Raw genomic sequence first — 20,116 nt, 5'->3', positions numbered from 1 at the left:
GGGTGACGCCGTCCTTATCGAGGGCGATCTCACCGGTTCGGCGGTCCTTGACCTTCGGCTGCGGAGCCTTGGCGACCATCACGGCCGCGTTCGTGGTGTCGACGGGAATCTGACGCACAGCGATTCACTCCTCTATAGAGGCTGGACTCCGTCACTCATGTATATGAGTGACATGAAGAAGGGTGCATGACTCCTGTACATGAGTCAACCCGCCGCGAGAAAGAACTCGCGACGGGCTGAGGGGAGTTGAGGATGCGTCAGTCGACGGCCGGGATCCGATACTCGAAAACGAACTGGTCAGCGGCCATGAGCGTGTCGCAGACCTCGACTACGCGGCCCTCGGTCGTACGGGCCTCACGGATCAGGTGGATGACCGAGGCGCCGGGGCTGAGAGCCAGCTCCGAGGACTCCGCCTTGGAGGCCGGCCGCCCTTGCAGGGTCTCGACGAACTCCTCGAACTCGTGCCCATGGTCTTCGAGTCGGGCGTAGATGCCGCCACCGCCGGGGTTCTCGGCGAACAGCTCGGGGATGTCTTTTACGACGTCCCACGGCAGGTACGACGTCGCCGTCTCGACCGGCGTGCCGTTGCGGAAGTAGAGGCGTCGCCGGGCGAGCACCTGAGTGCCGGCGGGGACGCCCAGTCGTTCCGCGGCATCGTCCGGGGCCTCCATCGGGCCGATGTAGAGGACGCTCACCTTGGCCGTGGCGCCGGACTGCGCGGACTCGGCGAGATATGCGGCCTTGCCACCCTGCCGAAGGGAGCGCCGAAAGCGGTCAGAGGACCGATGGCGCACGGGCGGCCGATCCTTCACGATCGATCCCTTGCCGTGCCGGGTCTCGACCAGCCCGCTCGCACGCACCTCGACCATGGCCTTACGGATCGTGCCGCCTGACACGCCATAGCGGTCGACCAGCTCGGACTCACTGGGCACCATGTCGCCGGGCTTGATGACACCGGCCCGGATCTGCTGCACGATCTCGTCGGCGATCTGTACGTAACGAGGTACGGACCGCTCACCTCCTACTGCTGTTCCCATAGTCCTTCTCTTCCTCCTATGCTCCTGCACATGAGTAACAGTGCCCAGGAAGGCGAGTCAACGCCGCTCCACTCCGTGTCCGTAGCCGGAGTGGTCATCGGTGAGGACGGTCGGCTCCTGGCGATCCGCCGCGCGGACAACGGCACTTGGGAACTTCCCGGCGGCGTACTCGAACTCAACGAGACCCCCGAGGCCGGCGTCGCCCGCGAGGTCTTCGAGGAGACGGGCATTCACGTCGAGGTGGACCAGCTCACCGGGGTCTACAAGAACACCACCAGGGGCATCGTCGCCCTGGTCTTCCGCTGCAAGCCCTCCGGCGGCACGGAACGCACGTCCAGCGAATCAACCGCGGTCGACTGGCTCACGCCCGAAGAGGTCAGCGAGCGCATGGCCGAGGTCTTCGCGATCCGGCTCCTGGACGCCTTGGACGGCAACGGGCCTCATGTGCGGAGCCATGACGGTAAGAGCCTGATCGCAGCGCGGTAGAACTTTCCCTACGTCATCAAGCACCCGGCTCCGCTCCGCTCCGCCGGGCGGGCTCCCGGCTCCGCTCGGGGCGCCGCTCCTGCCTTCGGCCCGCTCCGCCCCGGCTGCGCCGACGCCCGCCCACATGTGGATAGGCCCGGGGCATGAGTCGAGTACCCGACGGCTTCGGCGCACGGTCACAGACGATGCCTCCGGCGGGGGATCGGCCGGCACCGGGTGGGAGGGGGCGCCGTTCCCGGCCGCGGGCACATCGTGGTGAGCAGTGGTGGGCTCCCATCCCGTCCACCGTCGACCCAGGCAGAGCCGAGCAGACGCGGCCCATGGCGTCCAGGTCGTTCGTACAGTGGCGCGCTCCACCTGGACGCCATGAACCACGCCCGCTCCACGGTGTGTGGGTCGACGGCGGACGGGACGGAAGCCCGGGGAAGCTGAAGGGCAAGGAAGGTCGGATGCCGGGTGTGTGGAGTCGGTAACTCTGGTAGTGGTTGAGGGCCTGAACCGGATGACGTAGACGGTCTGGTGCGGGGAGCTGGAACCGTGGTGGATGGTTTTGCCGTTCTGTACTCACCGAGTGCTGTTGCCTCCTACGTTTAGTCACTCCGTAGGTGGAGTGATGGGTACCCCCGGAGGGGCTGTGAGTGTGGAGATCGTGCAGTTGATGGGGCAGGCCGGGCCGTATCTGTCGGCGGCCGTTACTGCTTATGGCGCGGGCATTCTGCATCGGGCCGGGGATGCGGCGGTGGACGCGGCGGTCGAAGAGACAGCAGGGCTGGGCCAGCGGATCGTACGGCTGGTGTGGCGCCGACGGGACGAGGAAGGACAGGCGGCGCTGGAGCGCGCGGTGGATGAGGCAGCCGCAGAGCCGGACGACGCGGACGCGGCGGCCATGCTGCGCCGTCAGATAAAGCTGGCGCTGCGTGAGGATGCCGAACTTGCCCGTGAGGTGGCGGCACTGCTTCCGCCCCAGAGCGGGGTGACGGTAAACGTGTCGGGGACCCGTGCGATTGGCGCGCAGCACATCGGCATCGCGGCTTCTGGCGACAACACCACGATCCATCCGCCGCAGCAGTGAACGCGCCGGCCTCGGGAGAGCCGACCCGAGTGAGTGTGTCCGGAGAGCGGCCGATCGGGGCCGAGTCCATCGAGGTCGCGGTTAGCGGCGACAACACGCGGGTCGTCGTCCTGCCCAAAGACGCTGTGGAATCGGCCCTGGACGTAAAAGCACCCGCGCAGGCCGGGTACCTGCCGAGATCGTCGTCGGGGGTGTTCATCGGCCGTGAAGCAGAACTATCCGGTCTGCGGGATTCGCTGACGGGCGGCGGCTCGGCAGCCGTAGTGCAGCCTCAACGAACTCCGGCTCAGACGATCAGCGGACTTGGAGGTGTGGGCAAGAGCGCCCTGGCCCTGCACTACGCCACCCGCTACCGAAGCAACTACACACTGGTGTGGTGGATCACCGCCGACTCCCCCGAGTCGATCCTCACCAGCCTCGCCGGGATCACCCAGCGCCTGTGCCCGCAATCGGCGCAGACGCTAGAGCCGGACCAACGAGCTGCCTGGGCGATCACCTGGCTTCAGGCCCACCCCAACTGGCTCCTGATCTTCGACAACGTCGAGAACCCAGAACACCTCGCCCCCTACCTGGGCACGCTCTCCGGGGGGCACCACCTCGCCACCAGCCGCCGCGCAACCGGATGGCAAGCCTTGGCTCCCATAGTCTCTCTGGGCCTGCTGCCCTCAGACGAAGCGACTGACTTGTTGTGCGCCATCGCCTTTCAAGGCGCCGCTGTGGGCAGCCGGCAGCGCGAGGCGGCGAAGCGGCTCGCCCACGACCTCGGCTACCTCCCTCTGGCCTTGGAGCAGGCCGGTGCCTATGCCCACCGCACCGGTATCGACCTCGACACCTATCGTGCCCACCTCGCGCTCGTCCTAGACGAGAACCGCGACGCCCCAAGCCCTGAACAGACCATCGCCCGGATTTGGGACCAAACACTCAATGCCATCAGAGTCCGCGACCCCCTGGCCGTCACCCTCCTACAGGCCATGGCATGGCTCGCCCCCGACGACATCCCCCGAACACTCCTTGAACCCCTCGCCCCCCACACCATTGCCCTCAACAACGCTCTGGGCGAACTGCACGCCTACAACATGATCGCCTTCACCACAGACCGGCAGAGCGTCACCGTCCACCGACTCGTCCAGACCGTGCTACGCACCCGCACCGCAGCCGAACCAAACAACAACGACATCAAGCCGACGGCCCCAGGTCGAGCGGACGCCGAACAGGCCGTCCGGAACGCCCTGCCCAGCGCGTCCCAGGACTTGCCCCTTGAAGACACCACAGCCTGGGAACGCCTGCTTCCTCACATCCTCGCCCTCGCCGAGACCACGCCCACGGACAACGCGGCCTCAGTCGACACCGCCAACACCTACCACCAAGGCGCCCAGTACCTGTACTACCAAGGCCGCGACGCCCACACCATCGCGCTGCGCACTGCCGCGCTCATCCAGTGCGAGCAGGTGCTGGGCGACACCCACCCCGAAACCCTGACCAGCCGCAACAACCTCGCCAACGCCTACCAGATCGCGGGGGATCTGAAGCGAGCCATCCCCCTACTGGAGGCCACCCTCGCCCAGCGCGAGCAGGTCCTGGGCGACACCCACCCCAGCACCCTGATCAGCCGCAACAACCTCGCCAACGCCTACCAGATCGCGGGGGATCTGAAGCGAGCCATCCCCCTGTTGGAGGCTACCCTCGCCCAGTGCGAGCAGGTCCGGGGCGACACCCACCCCAACACCCTGACCAGCCGCAACAACCTCGCCAACGCCTACCAGGATGCGGGGGATCTGGAACGAGCCATCCCCCTGTACGAGGCCACCCTCGCCCAGTGCGAGCAGGTGCTGGGTGACACCCACCCCGAAACCCTGATCAGCCGCATCAACCTCGCCAGCGCCTACCAGACCGCGGGGGACCAACGGGCCATCCCCCTACTGGAGGCCACCCTCGCCCAGTGCGAGCAGGTCCTGGGCGACACCCACCCCGACACCCTGTCCAGCCGCATCAACCTCGCCAGCGCCTACCAGACCGCGGGGGACCAACGGGCCATCCCCCTACTGGAGGCCACCCTCGCCCAGTGCGAGCAGGTCCTGGGCGACACCCACCCCAACACCCTGATCAGCCGCAACAACCTCGCCAACGCCTACCAGACCGCGGGGGATCTGGAACGAGCCATCCCCCTGTACGAGGCCACCCTCGCCCAGTGCGAGCAGGTCCGGGGCGACACCCACCCCAACACCCTGACCAGCCGCAACAACCTCGCCAGCGCCTACCAGGATGCGGGGGATCTGGAACGAGCCATCCCCCTGTACGAGGCCACCCTCGCCCAATGCGAGCAGGTCCTGGGCGACACCCACCCCAACACCCTGACCAGCCGCAACAACCTCGCTGGCGCCCGCAAAACTGCGGCAGCTGTACAGCAACCAGGTACAGCAACCCGAGCGACCGACCCTGACCGCCAACCACTCTCAGCCTCCAACGAGTAGCCGGTATGACCGCCCCCGACCGATCTCTGTAGAGCTACGGATCAGAAGGTCGCGTCCCACCTCGTGCGGTCAACCCGAGGCGGCATGGTCCCCCTGCTATTGACCATGCCCGCCCCCTACAACGCGGCATTCCCGGCGGAAGTGCTGCGACTACGGCAGGCCGCCGACTGGTGCGGTCACTGCCGCGGCTTCGACCTCGGTCTCGGGGGCTACCGGGATCTGCGGGGTGCGGAACCAGTTGAGGAAGCCGAGGGCGGCGGCCGGGACCACCAGGTAGAGGAGCAGAACGATCAAGGCTTGGGTTGTTCCGTGGCCGTCGAAGTAGATCGTGTTGCGCAGCAGGATGTAGGCGTTGCGGGGTGGCAGGTAGGGGCCGATGGCGTGCCAGAAGCCGGGGAGGTAGGGGACTCCGTTGGCTCCGCCGGAGGAGGGGTTGCCGAAGAGGATGACCACGATGACGGTCACGAGTGTTCCGGCGGCGCCGAGGAGCTTTTGCAGCACGGCGGCGACGAAGGCGACCGCGGCGATGATGAGCGACACGATCGGCCAGACGATCCAGAATTTCTGGCTGGGATATCCCTGAAGCCAGTAACACACGATGAGGTTGACGACCAGGCCGGCGACAACGGCGAAGCCGACGATGACGGCCCCTCGCCAACGCCCCGTAGGAGTCCCGGTCGTGGTCCTGAGCACGGTGGCACCCAAATAGCCCCCGACGAGCAGCGGAACCAGCAAGAGCGAGACGACGACGCCGAACGGGTCCTTCTTCGCCAGCGGATGCGGCGCGTACTGCTGGACAGTGAGCGGCCGACCGGTGGTCTTGGCCGCGGACTCGAAGGCCGTTGCCAGGTCCAGAGGTGCGACGTCGCTGATGGTGGGGACCACAATCAGGGTGTCGGACTTCTGTCCGGGGACGAGTGCTCCGTATACGCGCGCCTGGTCGGTCGACGCACTCGCCATCGTGGCTGACTTTCGTCGACTGAGATTCAGACATCGCGTGCAGTCGGTGTTGGATGCCAGCCGGCCGCCGTCGGCTGGGCAGACCAGCGCCGGACTCTGGCGAGGATCGCCGCTTGGAAGGACGAGCAGCGGCCCGTCATAAGAGAGGGCGGCGGGCCTGGGCGCGTGGCTCTGCTTCGAGGGCGAAGCGGGCCAAGGCCTGGGGCCGCCCAAAGGCTGAACCTGGGGGCGCCGAGGCCACACACCCGTCGTGCGGGTCACTGCCGTGGGCACCAAACGCGTCCCCATGGCAGCGCTGATCTGCACCAAGTCCGGTCGCCGGCCCCGGCTGATCTACCGCATCCACCTCGCCTGCGGCCCCGCCAAAGGCCGGCGCAAAGGCTTCACCGAGACCGACTACGCCCGACTGCTCGACGCCGCACACCAGCAGCTCGGCGGACCGATCGTCCCGGTCTGGGCTATTTTGAACAAGCGCGCAGCCGCACTATGCGCCAGCTGATCGACGCCCGATTATGGCTGACCATCTACCAGCTTCCGCCGTACGCAACCGAGTTAATCCGGTCGAGGTGTGCAGGAGCACCTGAAGAGGTCGCTGGCCAACCTCACCAAACACAGCCTCGACCAGCTCACCGCGCTGGTGAAGACCCGACTCAAACGGATGCAGTACCGACCCGGCCTCATCGACGACCTCATCGCCAAGACCGACCTCGACTTCCAACCACCGTAACCTCAGTCATTGAAGATCTCTAGAGGCTCCTCTCAATTGCATCTGCAAGAGCGCGAAGGCGCTTTGCTGCCGGTCGCGCATCCCCAATCCGATAGGTTGCGTAACGCGGATCTGGTACGTCCTCGATATTTCGCACAATGTCCAGGTCAAGGCGATCAAACAGCCTGAACATCTCAAGTAGCTCATCGATATTTGGCGCCAACTGCGACGCGCGCTCAATCAGTGAAATGTCACGAGCCGAAACCGCCTCTTCCGTTTCTGACTCAACTTTCAGTCGAGAAATCACGAGAGTCAAGATATCAAGCTCCCGCTGTCGCGCGTCGATTAGGCCGGCTAGCCTTGACAACCCATCCGGCACCTCGAACAGAATTCCGATATCCACTGGCCTCAGGCCAAGTGCCTCGGATGAGCTGACGACTTGACCCAACTCTTCAGCGGTGATGAGTGCCCACTGCTTCTTCTGGGCCATATTCTTGATTGTGTCGCCACTAAAGGCAGGACCAATGATTGCAACGTATTCCGCGGAGCGTTTTTCCTTATGCGTGTCAATGGCCACGTCGCTCACGTTGTTGTGTGAGACTCGACCAGATGACGTCGACTTTCCGTCCACAATTGCAGTCCGCAATGATCCGTTATTATCGGACCATTGCACCACGATGTCAGTGTCGCCAGGACCACTAATTCGCTGCGCACGGAAACCCATGCGCCTGAACGCTTTCTCGATGCACCCTTCAAACGCCGCACCTGGCGTTCCCCCGTCAGCGGACGGGTCGACTGATGTGCGCTTTAGCGACTCCACAATGCGGGAGACTTCATCCGGTTCGCTTAGCACCTGTGGTGTCAATGCGGACGCTGACTCATGCTCTGTAGCGACCTTCGGAATGCTTGGTTCAGCAAGAGGAAGTGTCTCGATAAGGAGCAGTCCAGTCGCTGTGGCCTGTACTGATGACCAAGATGTCTCGACGAGCAGGCCCGACTCAACCATGAAAGCCGTAAGCCAACGCACCTTGTCCTTGTTCAAACCATACTTGATTCCTTCTTGATATACATCATTCCGTGAAACGTTAACCTTCGCTGCACGAATCAGCTCGCCGACGAATTTCATATTTGCGTGAAGGATTCGAATGAAATCAATATCCGAGCCTGAATGCAGCCATGCCTTGGCTGCTGGAGTCGCGGAGAATACTCCGCGACGAACTTCTTGCAGAAGCCCAGCAGCCCGCATGAAGGGCAGCATGGAGTCAACACTGCTGCGCTTCAGGCCGAACCGATCTGCAATGAATCTCAGCAGTGCATCCTTTTCAATCTGATCTGCTGCTGCCGCAATACACGTTCGCATATTTTCAATTTTGTTAGGGTCTTCCTTTGGGCTTGGAACCCAAATGTTGTAGGTGTTCCTAGCCTCTTGGGCACCTTGAGTTGTGGCTAGCTGTTCGAGAAGGGTGGCAATCTCCTCTGGAGCTTCAGGGATGTCAATAACTTCCCCTGAGTCGTGAATTTCCAGGGCCGAAGGCGTCACGATTTCCCAGGTGGCAAAGAGCGTACGACCATCAGGAGTCGCGCTTTGCTTCCGCCCTCCGAGCCATTCGACCATTCCCAGGACCTCAAGCCACGTCATCCGAAGGCGTGTATTGTTCACGGATTTCCAGTCGAGATTATACGACTCGACCAATTCGGCATTAGCCTCTTCGACCGTCAGCGGCTCGCGTACGAGGAGCCCGAGCACCTCTGCGAATAGTCGGATTCGATCAGCCATCAAAGAGGCGAGACGTGAGCGCGACTCGTCTGATAGAAACTCGGAACCATCGGCGGTCAGCCGGAGGACTCCCTTTCGATTCTGGACCAATCCCATCTGACGCAGCACATATGAATATTGCCGCCAGGTCCTTGACGACTCTACACTCGATAGGGTCGGGCGCGCGTCGATATCAAGAGCTTCACCATTGCCAATCATCCGAACGAGTTCAAGAGTGAGCGGGAACATTTCGTCTTTCCCGCACAAGAGGTTCGGCACAGATGACGCCTGCTGCATCCACTTGTTTCGCTGGATTGTCGGAGCGGCCATATCCGAGGTGGCGAACTGGCGACTGTCGGCTGCGTTGAGGTGGTCCGGATCCATCATCTTTTCCCTGCCCCATCCCTTCTGGCTCCAGATTTACTGAACCCCTCATATTACTTCCTGCAGCACCACCCCATTAAAGATCTCTAGCACAGCACGACGGGGAGGGGAGCCCGATTGGTGTTCGGGCTCCCCTCCCCGCGCCGAAGAGAGGGGCGTCAGCGGCAGGCGTCGTCGTGCGGACGCTTCTTCAGGTGCCGTGTGGTTCGTTCACCGCCAGCAGGTGACCGCGGCTGATCGCGACGCGGAGGACGTCTCGGAGGGCCCCGGTCAGTTCCTTCGCCAGCCGGTGCTTTTCCTCCGGGTCCGTGTCCTGGTCGTCGAGCGTCTCGGAGGCTCGCTCCAGCAGCTCGGCAGCCGTGCCGAGTTGGACCGCCTCGATGTTGTCCGCCAGGCGGGACATGAAACCGTCCCGGTCGTCGGTGCTCAGGTAGCAGGGATTGCCCCCGGGGCCCGACCAGGGGAGAAGTCGTAGTTCGTCTTGTGCCGTCATCCTTGCGTCTGCCTCTCGTCGATCACGTGGTGGGTGGTGAAGACGGCGTCGATGCGGTCGCCAGGGAAGGCCAGCAGTGCGGCTTCGACCACGCGCCCGGCGGAGTTGGTCGCGGTGCGTGTGATGGCGAGGACGGGCACGGTGGAGCCGATCCGAAGGATCGATGCTTCCTCCGGCGTCGGTGGGCGGGCGCATACCGTCTCCCTGACAGCGGCCGGCGCCGGACCGAGCACGGCGAATCTCGTGGCGGCTTCCCCGTACGCGGATTCTTCGCCGAGCACTCCGGCCAGCGCCAAGTCGCGCGGGACATAGATGCGGGCCAGTCCGTGCGGTGACGCTCCTTCGAGGCTGAGGCACGAGAACTCGGCGAGTGGGCTGCCCGCAGGGACGTTGAGCAAGGTCGTGAGCTGTCCGTGCGCTTGAATCGTGGTGGTGCGAACGGTGACACGCAGAGCCGCTTCGGCCGCGGTCCACGGGTCCAGGGTTCCCCAGCCGCCGACGTACATGATCTTGCGAAGGGGGAGGCGGACGAAGTTGCCCTTGCCGTGGATCTTCTCGACGAGGCCCTCCACCTGAAGCACGGAGAGAGCTCTCCGTAGCGTCACCGTGCTGACCTTGTACCGATCGGCCAAGTCGGCTTCGGACCGCAGGCGTTCACCGGGCTGGATGCGGCCGGTCGCGATCTGGCGGCGGAGGTCGTCTGCGATGTTGTGGTGACGAGAGGGTACGGACACGGTCACCGCCTTCTCAGCGACCGCACAGCGACGAGCCGGGTGCGCGCGTGGATGGTCAGCAGCTCGCCCGACTCGAAGACCAGTTGCTTGGCCCCCTGGGAGAGTTGGAAGAGGTCTCTCACCCGGCAGGCACGGCCGCCCAGTTGGATGACGTCGCCGCGCTGCACGGTGGTCGCGGTGACTTCGATGCTGGCGACCAGCGCGCCGCCGGGGGCCCATGCGTTCATCGCTGCACCTCTGTGGTGGGGAATCGGTCGGCTGCCGGGTGGCATGGGCAGTCGCACGCTTCATAGATCACGGGAAGGTCGACCGGGGCCGAAGCCGGGGAGGACTCTGCGCAGGCGGGGTGAGTGCCGATGCGGCAGGCGGTCGAGCGGTAGGGAACGGCCGAGGCGTCCGCGCTGCGGAGATGTCGACGAGACGGCATTGAGGACATCGAGGGCATCAGTGGACCCCCGCGAGGGCCGACCACGCACTGATCGGCAGATGGGGAACGACGATCACCGAGCGCGTGCGCACACGCTTCTCCCAGGCCAGCACGTACGGGCGGACGAGCGCGATGTCCTCGCCTACGAGCGAGTGCCGGCGGTCCGCGTCTGTGGAGGCCCAATCCAGCTCGACCGTCAACGCGTCAGCGGTCGCGGGGAAAGCGGAAGCGGTCGGCGGTCGGACGGGCGTTAAGGGGCGGCGGTGCCTGCCCTCGGCGGAGTAACGCGCCCTGGTGAGGGAGACGGCGCGGCGGATACGGTTGAGCACGCTGTTCAGCTCCTATCGCTGATGGCCCGGTCCCCCGACATCGCCCGTCGTGGGGACCGTTTTGCGTACGACCGCCCAGAGGGTTCGGCCGTTCAGGCTGGTGGCGAGGAGCCCGAACCGATCGGCCTCGGCCACCACTTCCAGGACCTCCCGCCAGGACTCGGCGGAGAGCGATTCCGGCACCTCCGCTTCGACTGACGTGTGTAAGGCGTGCTCCTCCAGGCGCACGGGGAGCCCGATGGCGGACAGCCGGGCGGCGAAGGCCGCCGCGCTAACTCCCGAAGCGGGCACAGGGCAGCCTCCGTCACCGGCAATCACGTTGCGTAAAGCTAGTTAACTAGATTAGAGCTAGTGGACTAGATTTTCCATATGCCTGAGCAGCCGCCCTATCTCCGCATCGCCGACGAACTCCGGCGGCGGATCGCGGAACACGCATGGGAGCCGGGAGACCGCCTACCGTCCCGCGCCCAGATCGGCCAGGAGTGCGGCGTGGGCGAGAACGTGGTGCGCCGGGCCCAGGAGCTACTGATCTCCCAAGGAGTCCTGGAGGGCCGCGCCGGATCGGGCACGTACGTAGCCGAGCCCCGGAAGCGGGTACGGGTGGTGCGTTCATCGGCGCGCGAGCAGCCCCAAGGCTCCCCGTTCCGGGCGGACATGAAGGCGCTGGGCAGACAGGGCGACTGGGAGAGCCGGACCGACGCCAAGGTGCCGGCTCCGGCGGAGATCGCAGCCCGGCTCGGCGTCGTCGAGGGCGAGCTGTGTGTCCGGACGGTGTACGAGTTCCTGGCGGAGGGCAGGCCCGTACAGCTGTCGACGAGTTGGGAGCCGTACGACCTCACCGCCGGCACTCTCGTCGTCCTCCCCGAGGGAGGGCCGCACGCGGGAGCGGGCGTCGTGAACCGCATGGCCGCGATCGGCGTCACCGTCAGCCACGCCGTGGAGCAGCCGGAGCCGAGGCAGGCGACCGCCGAGGAGGCATCGCTGCTCGGCATCCAGAAAGCCGCGCTCGTCACCCACATCCAGCGGACGTACTACAGCGACGAAGGACGTCCCGTGGAGACGGCGGACATCGTGGTGCCTGCGGCCCACTGCGAGATCGTCTACGAGATCCCGATCAACCGGTAGCCCTGTCTGGAGTTCTCCCTATGACCGACGATGTTCCGCCCTGTCCCGAGTGCGACCGGCCTCTGAGGTCGGGCGGCCTGGTGCTCGCCGGACGGGAAGACGACGGCCGACGGACCTGTCGGGCGTTGTGGCGGTGCGCGAACCGGCACACGTGGTGGCAGTGGGCTGACCGGCCCGAGGAACCGTTGGAGGTCTGCCCATTTCCGGGGCTGTTTCGGTGACATCCAACGTTGACATCAACGAGGCCGGACGGCGGCATACAGCAGCACCCCCGGGCGACCCCCGGACCAGCCGTCAACGGCCCCGAACGCGGGTGCAGATCGAACTCCTAAAGCGGGTGTCGCAGGTTCGAATCCTGCCGGGGGCACAGACAGAAGGGCCAGCTCAGGAGGGGTTTCCTCCCGGACTGGCCCTTTGCCGTTTCTGGTGCCGCGCCACTCATGTGCCACTCCGCCCGAGTGGAGCTCTCGCCGTACCCGGACTCAGGCCTGGCGGAGGTAGGCACGTGGCGCGAGACGGTCACGCCCGCCGAGAGCAAGCGGGAAAGCTCAGTCGGCCACAGAGCAAGCCGCCAAGTCGCCGAGGGGGCTCTACAGACGATCTCAAGTCACCGCGGCGTACAACTGCCACCCGTCGCGACCTCTCGGTTCCTTTCCTGCTCGTCCGGTGGATTGAGCTAGGAACCCTCTGAGATTGCTCAAATATGTTGATCATTCTTTCAAGATCGATATTGTTTGTCTTGCTCCACCGAAACATGAAGTTTTGCACATGGGGGAACGTCAATTGAAGATCAAGAATTCGGCTCATGCCGCGCTGCTGACCACAGCGCTCATAGCCGGAACTGCTGCACCGGCCTTCGCCGCCAATGGCGGTCCCGCCGCCGACACTGTGGCCCAGGCCGTGGCCACAGTGCAGAACGCCACGGGCACCACGGACGTCGCCTCCGGCAGCACGACCGGCACGGTCATCTCGACAGAGCGCGGGCTCGTCACCGTGACCACCCCCGCCAGCGCCGAGGGGCGGGTGACCGTGGCGGCTTCTGACGGCTCCAGGGTGACGATGTCCCTGCCCGCAGCGGTCGACGCCGCAGGTACCACCTCGGCGGCCGGCACGACTGTCTATCCCAACGCGGCCGCGCACACCGACCTCGCCACACAGGCCACCGTCGACGGCGGCGCCCGCGCCCTGGTCACCCTCAAGAGCGCCGCCGCTCCCAGCACTCAGCGCTTCGATCTCGGCCTGCCCGACGACGCCACGCTGGTCGCCGATGGAGCCGGCGGCTACGACATCGTCGCTTCGGCGAACGGCGCAGGCGCTACCACCCGCGGTCACGTCGACGCCCCCTGGGCAAAGGAGGCGAACGGCAACTCCGTCCGCACGAACTACAGCCTTGACGGCAACACCCTCGTCCAGACCATCGAGACGAGCCCCGACACCGCTTACCCCGTGGTCGCCGACCCCCATTACACCTGGGGCATCATCACCGGCACCGTGTACTTCAACAAGAAGGAGACCAAGCTCCTCGCCCTCGGCGGAACTGTCGTGTCCTGGATACCGCACCCGGCCGCGGTCGTCGGGGGCCGGAGCCTCGCGGTCATCGCGGGAGTCGCGGTTGCGGCCGACAAGTGCGTGAAGATCAAGGTCAACCCCGGACTGTCCGTCCTTTCACCGGCGGCAGCCGTTGCCGGAAGCGGCTATTACAGCGGCAAGAGCGGCGACGGATACTGCAAGTAATTGGATACCGCACGTAAATAGACCGCCGGCCGATTGATCCCGAAAAGGGAGTACGGCTGACCGTGATGGCCGGATATACACATCTCGGCTTCCGATTTTGAAAGGTTGCGGAATGGACGCTCTAACCGTTCTGGCGTCGGCCGCTTTCGGCTCCACCCTGTATCTCACGACTTTCTCGGCTGTGAGATGGCTGAACCAGCTGGCGTCGCGCACCAAGGTCGTGGGCCTTGTGGTGGTTGCCATGGTTCTGTGCGCAGTTATCGGAGTAGTCGCGTACGCGAGCCAGAGCGTCGCGGTCGGATTTATCATGGGTGCCGGCATTACGCCGCCCGTACACCGGTGGATCCTCCAACGACGCAGGCACGTCGCCAGTTCCTGACTTTCGGCGAACTCGAGCCCGCGGAACCCGATACCTGGCACCCACCGGGCGGCGGGCCGGCAACGGAAGCGCCCTGTCATCCACTTGATGAATACGAGGCCAGACCTCAAAATCGCGATGTAACCTACGGCCGGAAGAGAGCATCGAAGGCGCGGGCATTCAATGCGGAGAGCGGTAATCGTGTCCAAGGCCGTTCTCACGGTGATAGGCACGTGGGTTGCCCTCATGCTGGCGATCGCACTTCCCGCCCTGCTTCCGGATCGATGGGAGTACTACATGATCTCCCCCGCCAGCGTGGTCCTGTGGATGATTTCCATGCTCGTAGGACCCGTCGCAGTCTGCTGGAAACTGCACTCCTGGATACGGACGGTCCCCGGTGATCCGCAGCGGCCGGACAACTGACCGACCAGTCCAACAGGCCCCGTACCGTGCCACTTTCGCGCCAGAACAGATGGGACCGATGGGCAACTCCGTTGCTCAAAGGGAGGATTGGTCCACGCCTTCCATGAATGGAAACCCGCAGGTCAGGACCGGAACTACCCAACCTCGCACCTAAAGCGGGTATCGCAGGTTCGAGTCCTGCCGGCGCGCAGGGGAAAGGCCCCGGACCGGTCATGGTCCGGGGCCTTCATGCATGGGTCGCCGTCGATGGCCGCCGCTTTGGCGGGCGCCTCGCGCGGGTGGTGGGTCAGGCCGGGGTGTCGGCGTCCTGTGTCGAGGCCGCGGCCGCCTCGGGGCCCTGCTCCGCCGCGGCCGGGTCCATCCACATGATCTGCCAGCCGTGACCGTCGAGGTCGAAGAAGCTGCGTGAGTACATGAAGCCGTAGTCCTCGGCGTCGTCCGCCTCGGTGGCGCCCGCCTTGAGGGCGGCGGCGCTGACAGCGTCGACCTCGTCGCGGGACGACACGCTGAAGCAGTACAGCGCCAGGGTGTGCGTCGTGGGATCGGCCAGCGGCAGTTTCGCGAACTGCGCGAACTTCTCACGGCTGAGCAGCATGACGAAGGCGTGCTCGCCGACCAGCATGCAGGCGGACGTCTCGTCGGCGAAGAGCGGGTTGAAGCCGAACCCGAGCTCGGCGAAGAACGCCTTGCTGCGCTCCAGATCCGCCACGGGGAGGTTCACGAACAGGTTGCGGCCCGGGTGCGCGGGATTCGTCATGGTGGGTCTCCAGTCGGTGGCTCGATGGCGTACGTCCTGATAGACCGGCCCGGCCCACGGAACTCATCGGTGTTTCGCCGCCGGTTGCCCAAGGAAGGGATGCCGTCGCTCGGGTGCTCGCCCACCGCGTCGAGTCGGCCTGCGTGGCATGCCGATCCGCCACTGACGTCCTCCGAACGACGGCCCGAAGCTCTAGCTGCGACCACCAGGTCCGTGAGCAGGCCGTAGCGTCCGTCGAATCGAGACCGGACGGGACGGAGCGACACCACGCCCCTCGGTCCGGACGCACGCGGCCGGCGGCCCCCTGCTCGCCCCACGGGATCTCAGCGCAGCGCGATCTCGCCGCCGCGTACGGCGCCCAGCGCCCGCTCCACCGTCTCCTCGTTCTCGCCGACCGGCGCCACGTAGTCGACGACGTCGCGCGCGGCGGTCTCGCCGAGGGTGCGGGTGATCACCCAGGTGGCCAGGTACTGGGAGGCCAGGCAGCCGCCGGCCGTCGCGATGTTGCCCTCGGCGTGGAACGGGGCGTCCAGCACGGTGATGTCGCGGGCCTCCACGAAGGGGCGGCTCCTGCGGTCCGTGCAGGCCGGCATGCCGTCGAGCAGGCCGAGCCGGGCGAGCACCAGGGCGCCGGAACACTGCGCGCCGATCAGCTGTCGCGACGGGTCGAGCGGCAGCCGGGAGATGAGCCGGTCGTCGGCGACCACCTCGTGCGCCTTCACCCCGCTGCCGATCAGCACGACATCCGCTTCGGTCACGAACTCCATCGGGCGCTGTCCGGTCACCTCGACACCGTTCATCGACGTGACGACCGGCGTCGGTGTCGTGATGTAGGCCTCCAGGCCGTCCTTCCGGCACCGGTTGATCAACGCGGAGGCGATGAAACTGTCGAGCTCGTTGAATCCGTCAAAGGTGACCACGGCTACCTGGTGCATGGCATCTCCTCGAAGCGCGGCGACGGGACGCAGTCTGCCAGGGCGTTCCGTCCGGGGCGCGGGCCGATTCGTCACCGGTGGCCCGTCGGCAGGGTGGGTGGGAGCGGAGCTCTCGCGACGCCGTCCCGGTTGTACCTGCCATGTTTCCTGTGAGAACTCTGTTCCCCTCGGGCCACCTCCACCGTTACGGTGATCCAACTGCCGTCGAGGAACGTGAGGTTTCCGTTCCGCGTCGGGGAGACGAACGGCAGACCTTTGATCACTCTTGTGGGGGCACATGAAGATTCACAGACGCCGCGTGCTCGCGGCGCTGGGCACCGCGGTGGCCGTGGCGGCGGGTATGGCCGTCGCTCCGGGCGCGGCGGCCTCCGGTCCGGTGACATGGAACGCGAAGGACGGGATGCTCGCGTTCCGCAACGGGGCCGAGCAGAGTCTGCAGCTCGTGAAGCCGGGCAGCAGCACCTACACCACCGTCGCCGACCATGCCTCGCAGCCCGCCTGGGCGCCCGACGGCAGCCGGATCGCGTACGTCCGCGACGGCCGCGTCGAGACCCGCCGGTACACCGGCTCCACCCTGGTGAAGATCCAGGAGAAGAGCAGCTCCGTGGGCAGCGCGAGCGATCCCACGTTCGTCGGCGGCGGCGGGATCATCGTCTACTCGGCGAGCGGCCGGCTCCGCTGGGCCGACTCCGACGGTTCCCGTTACGCCCAGCCGCTGTTCTCCACGGCGGAGGACGGCTGCGACCGTCAGCCGAGCGCGTCGGTCAACAGGCTGATCGCCTTCGTCCGTACGGGAGACACCTGCGGGAGCCCGACCGGCTCCGCGATCTGGCTGTTCGACGCCGACACCCAGGGCTTCACCAAGCTGGCGGACAACGGCTCGCACCCGGCGATCTCGCCCGACGGCACGCGTGTCGCCTTCGTCCGCACGGTGAATTCGGTCGGCGAGCTGTTCGTGATGAACGTGGACGGAACGGGCGAGCAGCAGCTCACCACCGGGGCGCACGCCACGACTCCGGAGTGGGCACCGACCGGCACGAAGATCGCGTTCAACACCGGTGACGACGACGTCTCGTCGACCCGCGTCCTGAACCTCGCGGACAGCTCGATCTCCACGCTGCCGCTGCCGCCCCACACGTCGTCGACCGTCGACGTCGCCTGGCAGCCGCTGCGCAACCAGAACACCGGCCGTGTCTGGGGCGCCGACTCGGCGGGCACCAACATGGCCGTGTCGCGCTGGACCTGGAACACGCTCGGCCAGAGCGAGCCGGGTCTGGTCGACGCCAAGTCGGCCGTCCTCATCAACCAGGACAGCCCGTCCTACGCGCTGACCGCGCAGTCGCTCGGCGGTCAGAAGCAGGGCCCGGTGCTGGTCACGTCGAAGTCCTCGCTGTCCTCCGCCGCGCAGGCGGAACTGAAGCGGACGCTGAAGCGGGGTGCCACGGTCTATCTCGTCGGCGGCACCGACATCCTCTCCAGCGCGGTCTCCAGCAAGGTCAGTTCGCTCGGCTTCACCCCGAAGCGGCTGGCGGGCACCTCCCGGTACTCGACGTCCGTGGCCGTCGCCAAGACCGTGACCGGTTCGCCGGACTACGTGTTCGTCGCCACCGGTACGGACTACCACTCGGCGCTCGCGGCCTCCGCCGCCGCCGGGTCGCTCGGCTACGGGGGCAAGGGCACGGTCGTCCTCAACGACGGCAACACGCTGACGTCATCCGTGAAGTCGTACCTGAACTCGCTCGACCCCGACGAGACCATGGTCGTCCCCGTCGGTGCCTCGGCGAGCTACGCGCTCACGCACACCTACTTCTCCCACTGGCCCGACACCTGGACGTACTACCCGGTCAGCGGCAGCGGGCACGACGGCACCTCGGTCGCCCTCGCCCGGTTCTGGTGGTCGGCGCCGTCCCAGGTGGGCCTGGCGTGGACCGACAGCTGGCGCGGTGGCGTCTCCGCGGGCGCGGGCATGCTCTGGTACGGCCCGGTCCTGTGGTCCGACGACTCGACCCTGCCGGAGACGGACGCGACCTACCTGCGCCAGCAGGCCTCGGGCGTGGGCGCCGTCTTCGCGTTCGGCGGTACGACGTCCATCTCGTCGTCCGAGCTGACGGCGGCGGGTTCGGCGATCAGCGCGGGTACCTCGAACGTGTCGTACTTCCCCTACTACAAGGGGGTCGAAGCGGCCTCGCAGAAGTCGGCGCTCTCCGCGCCGCTCGCCGGGGGCACCGGCGGCGTCACCGGTCCGGTGCGCGACGTGCCGGCGGCACCGCAGCCCGACCTGGCGTCGGTGCGGACCACGCACGGCAAGTAGCGGGAACGTCCGCCGGTCGGCCCCGGGTGCACAGCGCACCCGGGGCCGACCGTTTCGTACGGGGAGGGGACGCGACCGACACACCGGGCAGTCGTCCCGACCGCCCCGCTCGGGGAAGCCGGGGCCACCTGAGAACCCCGCTCCCCTCCACATCCGCCCGCCCGCTACTGCGTCACCTCCGCCGACTTGTACGTCGTCGATGACGGGGCCACGCACGCGAACCAGTTCGCGGTGGGGTACCCGTCGACCGAGCGGATCACGGCCTGGACGTCGTGCTGGGCCGCGTTGTCGGGCGCGAGGTCGGCGAGGGTCGTGCTGCCGTCCTTCCAGTGGCAGGCGACCTGCTTCACGGTCTTGGCGACGGTGCCGACGACCAGGCGGAGGGGGGCACCCTTCTCGGTGAGGGGCTGCGGGATCGCGTCGATCTCGGTCCCCTTCGGCCGCGGCAGCCGGGCGACGGTGTCGAAGGTCACCAGCCGGGTGCCGTTGTCGCCGTACCCGCGCAGGACGAAGTAACTGGTCCTGCCCACCAGGTCGGACGGTCCGCCCGTGGTCACCGGGGTGAGCCCCCAGCTGTTCATGGCCTTCAGCTGCCGGGCGGCCTCCGTCTTGTCGCGGGGCGCCGGCCACACCTGGACGTTGACGCCCCACTTCGCGCCGTCGTACGTGCCGAAGCCGACGTGCGAGATCCGCGGCTCGTCCACCTGACGCTCGTACGCCGGGGCGGGTCTCGCGGGCGAGGTGTCGTCACCCGTGCCGGGCAGGCCCGTCATGGCGGCCAGGGTCCCCGTCGATGCGGCGAGCACCACCGCGGCGACCGCCGTGACGGTCCGCCGCCGGGCGCGGCGCCTGCCGCCGGCGCGCATGACCGCCTGGACGGGGGCGGCACCGACCTCGAACTCGTCCGCGATGTCCGTGAGAAGAGGGGAGATCTCCCTCGGTGCCATGGTGTCGTTCTCCCGGTCCGCGCTCATCACTTCCGCCCCCTCTGCCCCACGACGTCGTTCAGCGCCGGCAGGGCGCGCAGCTTCGCTATCCCCTTGGCCGCGTTGCTCTTGACGGTGCCGACCGAACAGCCCATCGCCTCCGCCGTCTGCGTCTCGGTGAGGTCGGCCCAGTAGCGCAGGACCACCGCCTCCCGTTGCCGGGGCGGCAGTCCGGTCAGTGCTCCGAGCAGGGCGCCGCGGTCGTCGGCCCGGGCCATCAGGTCGTCGGCGTCGGCGATGTCGCCGACGAGGTCCGAGTCGTCCCGGGGTGCGAGGAACTCCTTCAGCTTTCGTCTGTGCTTCCGGGCGTGCATGTTGATCATCACGCGTCTCACGTACGCCTCGGGGTCGTCGGCGGCCCCGACCCTGCGCCAGGCCGCGTAGACGCGTTCCAGCGTCGACTGCGCCAGGTCCTCAGCCGCGTGCCGATCCCCCGTGAGGAGAAACGCCGTACGCATCAACCGTGGCCAGTGGCCCGTCATGAACGTCTGGAACTCCGCGTCCCTGGCCTGCTTGCCGTCCTTCATGAGCACCTCCTCCACAGGAAAAGGAGTCCATGGACCGACCGGACCGTTGCCTCCCTCATGGACCTCGGAATCAGAGATTCTCTCCGGCCGCCGGGGACGGCCTCC

Annotated in this window: 21 protein-coding genes; 9 read left to right on the top strand and 12 right to left on the bottom strand. The window is 66.5% G+C overall.

Translation table 11 applies throughout. From position 1 onward, the window contains the following. Positions 1 to 257 precede the first annotated feature (257 nt). On the bottom strand, positions 258 to 1,037 hold the full coding sequence (locus AB0C62_RS38830) for a GntR family transcriptional regulator (protein ID WP_362981537.1): 780 nt from the start codon (positions 1,035 to 1,037) through the stop codon (positions 258 to 260). Between the two features lie 18 nt (positions 1,038 to 1,055). Between AB0C62_RS38830 and AB0C62_RS38825 the strand changes: the two genes are divergently transcribed. From AB0C62_RS38825 to AB0C62_RS38815, 3 genes are all read left to right on the top strand, one after another. Further along, positions 1,056 to 1,523, top strand: coding sequence for an NUDIX domain-containing protein (locus AB0C62_RS38825; protein ID WP_362981535.1), 468 nt, complete (start codon positions 1,056 to 1,058; stop codon positions 1,521 to 1,523). A gap of 640 nt (positions 1,524 to 2,163) precedes the next feature. Continuing rightward, complete coding sequence (locus AB0C62_RS38820) at positions 2,164 to 2,595, top strand: hypothetical protein (RefSeq protein ID WP_362981533.1); 432 nt, start codon at positions 2,164 to 2,166, stop codon at positions 2,593 to 2,595. Next, positions 2,592 to 5,066, top strand: a complete 2,475-nt coding sequence (locus tag AB0C62_RS38815) for a tetratricopeptide repeat protein (protein ID WP_362981531.1) — start codon at positions 2,592 to 2,594, stop codon at positions 5,064 to 5,066. The genes AB0C62_RS38820 and AB0C62_RS38815 overlap by 4 nt, the downstream gene beginning before the upstream one ends. 150 nt (positions 5,067 to 5,216) lie before the next feature. Here AB0C62_RS38815 and AB0C62_RS38810 read toward each other — a convergent pair whose 3' ends face one another. Further along, the gene (locus AB0C62_RS38810) at positions 5,217 to 6,026 is read right to left on the bottom strand and encodes a hypothetical protein (protein ID WP_362981529.1); all 810 of its coding nucleotides are present in this window, start codon (positions 6,024 to 6,026) and stop codon (positions 5,217 to 5,219) included. A 286-nt stretch (positions 6,027 to 6,312) separates the two neighbouring features. Here AB0C62_RS38810 and AB0C62_RS38805 point away from each other — a divergent pair, with 286 nt between their 5' ends. Further along, positions 6,313 to 6,525, top strand: a complete 213-nt coding sequence (locus AB0C62_RS38805; protein ID WP_362981527.1) for a transposase — start codon at positions 6,313 to 6,315, stop codon at positions 6,523 to 6,525. Positions 6,526 to 6,594: 69 nt separating this feature from the next. Then, complete coding sequence (locus AB0C62_RS38800; RefSeq protein ID WP_362981525.1) at positions 6,595 to 6,753, top strand: hypothetical protein; 159 nt, start codon at positions 6,595 to 6,597, stop codon at positions 6,751 to 6,753. 19 nt (positions 6,754 to 6,772) lie between these two features. On the opposite strand, the gene AB0C62_RS38795 is transcribed toward AB0C62_RS38800, so the two are convergent. From AB0C62_RS38795 to AB0C62_RS38770, 6 genes are all read right to left on the bottom strand, one after another. After that, a complete protein-coding gene (locus AB0C62_RS38795; protein ID WP_362981523.1) occupies positions 6,773 to 8,875 on the bottom strand; it encodes a restriction endonuclease in 2,103 nt (700 codons plus the stop codon). Between the two features lie 187 nt (positions 8,876 to 9,062). Beyond that, a complete protein-coding gene (locus AB0C62_RS38790; RefSeq protein ID WP_362981521.1) occupies positions 9,063 to 9,365 on the bottom strand; it encodes a hypothetical protein in 303 nt (100 codons plus the stop codon). Beyond that, positions 9,362 to 10,105, bottom strand: a complete 744-nt coding sequence (locus tag AB0C62_RS38785; protein WP_362981519.1) for a GntR family transcriptional regulator — start codon at positions 10,103 to 10,105, stop codon at positions 9,362 to 9,364. The genes AB0C62_RS38790 and AB0C62_RS38785 overlap by 4 nt, the downstream gene beginning before the upstream one ends. Further along, positions 10,102 to 10,326, bottom strand: coding sequence for a hypothetical protein (locus tag AB0C62_RS38780; protein ID WP_328554998.1), 225 nt, complete (start codon positions 10,324 to 10,326; stop codon positions 10,102 to 10,104). Before AB0C62_RS38780 ends, AB0C62_RS38785 begins: the two co-directional genes overlap by 4 nt. A gap of 217 nt (positions 10,327 to 10,543) precedes the next feature. Next, a complete protein-coding gene (locus tag AB0C62_RS38775; protein ID WP_362981517.1) occupies positions 10,544 to 10,855 on the bottom strand; it encodes a hypothetical protein in 312 nt (103 codons plus the stop codon). Between the two features lie 12 nt (positions 10,856 to 10,867). Further along, positions 10,868 to 11,146, bottom strand: a complete 279-nt coding sequence (locus tag AB0C62_RS38770) for a hypothetical protein (protein ID WP_362981515.1) — start codon at positions 11,144 to 11,146, stop codon at positions 10,868 to 10,870. Between the two features lie 78 nt (positions 11,147 to 11,224). On the opposite strand from AB0C62_RS38770, the gene AB0C62_RS38765 reads away from it, so the two are divergent. The 3 genes from AB0C62_RS38765 to AB0C62_RS38755 all read left to right on the top strand — a co-directional run bounded on the left by AB0C62_RS38765 (position 11,225) and on the right by AB0C62_RS38755 (position 14,495). After that, positions 11,225 to 11,980 carry a GntR family transcriptional regulator gene (locus AB0C62_RS38765; protein ID WP_362981513.1) on the top strand — a complete coding sequence of 252 codons (756 nt, stop codon included), beginning with the start codon at positions 11,225 to 11,227 and terminating at the stop codon, positions 11,978 to 11,980. 783 nt (positions 11,981 to 12,763) lie between these two features. Beyond that, on the top strand, positions 12,764 to 13,714 hold the full coding sequence (locus AB0C62_RS38760) for a hypothetical protein (RefSeq protein ID WP_362981511.1): 951 nt from the start codon (positions 12,764 to 12,766) through the stop codon (positions 13,712 to 13,714). A 559-nt stretch (positions 13,715 to 14,273) separates the two neighbouring features. Then, positions 14,274 to 14,495, top strand: coding sequence for a hypothetical protein (locus AB0C62_RS38755; RefSeq protein ID WP_362981509.1), 222 nt, complete (start codon positions 14,274 to 14,276; stop codon positions 14,493 to 14,495). A gap of 286 nt (positions 14,496 to 14,781) precedes the next feature. Here the strand turns inward: AB0C62_RS38755 and AB0C62_RS38750 are convergent, their stop codons facing one another. Then, positions 14,782 to 15,252, bottom strand: a complete 471-nt coding sequence (locus AB0C62_RS38750) for a VOC family protein (RefSeq protein WP_362981507.1) — start codon at positions 15,250 to 15,252, stop codon at positions 14,782 to 14,784. Between the two features lie 323 nt (positions 15,253 to 15,575). After that, entirely contained in the window at positions 15,576 to 16,187 is a 612-nt protein-coding gene (locus AB0C62_RS38745) for a DJ-1/PfpI family protein (protein ID WP_362981505.1), read from the bottom strand. 277 nt (positions 16,188 to 16,464) lie between these two features. Between AB0C62_RS38745 and AB0C62_RS38740 the strand changes: the two genes are divergently transcribed. Next, positions 16,465 to 18,498 (top strand): cell wall-binding repeat-containing protein, encoded by a 2,034-nt coding sequence (locus AB0C62_RS38740; protein ID WP_362981503.1) that lies wholly within the window; start codon positions 16,465 to 16,467, stop codon positions 18,496 to 18,498. A 164-nt stretch (positions 18,499 to 18,662) separates the two neighbouring features. On the opposite strand, the gene AB0C62_RS38735 is transcribed toward AB0C62_RS38740, so the two are convergent. Beyond that, positions 18,663 to 19,472, bottom strand: coding sequence for a hypothetical protein (locus tag AB0C62_RS38735; RefSeq protein WP_362981501.1), 810 nt, complete (start codon positions 19,470 to 19,472; stop codon positions 18,663 to 18,665). Further along, the gene (locus AB0C62_RS38730; protein WP_362981499.1) at positions 19,472 to 20,011 is read right to left on the bottom strand and encodes a SigE family RNA polymerase sigma factor; all 540 of its coding nucleotides are present in this window, start codon (positions 20,009 to 20,011) and stop codon (positions 19,472 to 19,474) included. Before AB0C62_RS38730 ends, AB0C62_RS38735 begins: the two co-directional genes overlap by 1 nt. Positions 20,012 to 20,116 lie beyond the last annotated feature (105 nt).

It is taken from the genome of Streptomyces sp. NPDC048643 (assembly GCF_040650615.1).
GTDB lineage: Bacteria > Actinomycetota > Actinomycetes > Streptomycetales > Streptomycetaceae > Streptomyces.
The sequence above is the reverse complement of the archived record's forward strand: the minus strand, read 5'-3'. Positions and strand labels throughout refer to the sequence as shown.

What these genes read in the sequence shown, in the direction of transcription:
- AB0C62_RS38830 (WP_362981537.1), bottom strand. Translation starts at nt 1,037, where the DNA reads ATGGGAACAGCAGTAGGAGGTGAGCGGTCCGTACCTCGTTACGTACAG.
- AB0C62_RS38825 (WP_362981535.1), top strand. Translation starts at nt 1,056, where the DNA reads ATGCTCCTGCACATGAGTAACAGTGCCCAGGAAGGCGAGTCAACGCCG.
- AB0C62_RS38810 (WP_362981529.1), bottom strand. Translation starts at nt 6,026, where the DNA reads ATGGCGAGTGCGTCGACCGACCAGGCGCGCGTATACGGAGCACTCGTC.
- AB0C62_RS38805 (WP_362981527.1), top strand. Translation starts at nt 6,313, where the DNA reads ATGGCAGCGCTGATCTGCACCAAGTCCGGTCGCCGGCCCCGGCTGATC.
- AB0C62_RS38795 (WP_362981523.1), bottom strand. Translation starts at nt 8,875, where the DNA reads ATGATGGATCCGGACCACCTCAACGCAGCCGACAGTCGCCAGTTCGCC.
- AB0C62_RS38790 (WP_362981521.1), bottom strand. Translation starts at nt 9,365, where the DNA reads ATGACGGCACAAGACGAACTACGACTTCTCCCCTGGTCGGGCCCCGGG.
- AB0C62_RS38780 (WP_328554998.1), bottom strand. Translation starts at nt 10,326, where the DNA reads ATGAACGCATGGGCCCCCGGCGGCGCGCTGGTCGCCAGCATCGAAGTC.
- AB0C62_RS38765 (WP_362981513.1), top strand. Translation starts at nt 11,225, where the DNA reads ATGCCTGAGCAGCCGCCCTATCTCCGCATCGCCGACGAACTCCGGCGG.
- AB0C62_RS38750 (WP_362981507.1), bottom strand. Translation starts at nt 15,252, where the DNA reads ATGACGAATCCCGCGCACCCGGGCCGCAACCTGTTCGTGAACCTCCCC.
- AB0C62_RS38745 (WP_362981505.1), bottom strand. Translation starts at nt 16,187, where the DNA reads ATGCACCAGGTAGCCGTGGTCACCTTTGACGGATTCAACGAGCTCGAC.
- AB0C62_RS38740 (WP_362981503.1), top strand. Translation starts at nt 16,465, where the DNA reads ATGAAGATTCACAGACGCCGCGTGCTCGCGGCGCTGGGCACCGCGGTG.
- AB0C62_RS38735 (WP_362981501.1), bottom strand. Translation starts at nt 19,472, where the DNA reads ATGAGCGCGGACCGGGAGAACGACACCATGGCACCGAGGGAGATCTCC.
- AB0C62_RS38730 (WP_362981499.1), bottom strand. Translation starts at nt 20,011, where the DNA reads ATGAAGGACGGCAAGCAGGCCAGGGACGCGGAGTTCCAGACGTTCATG.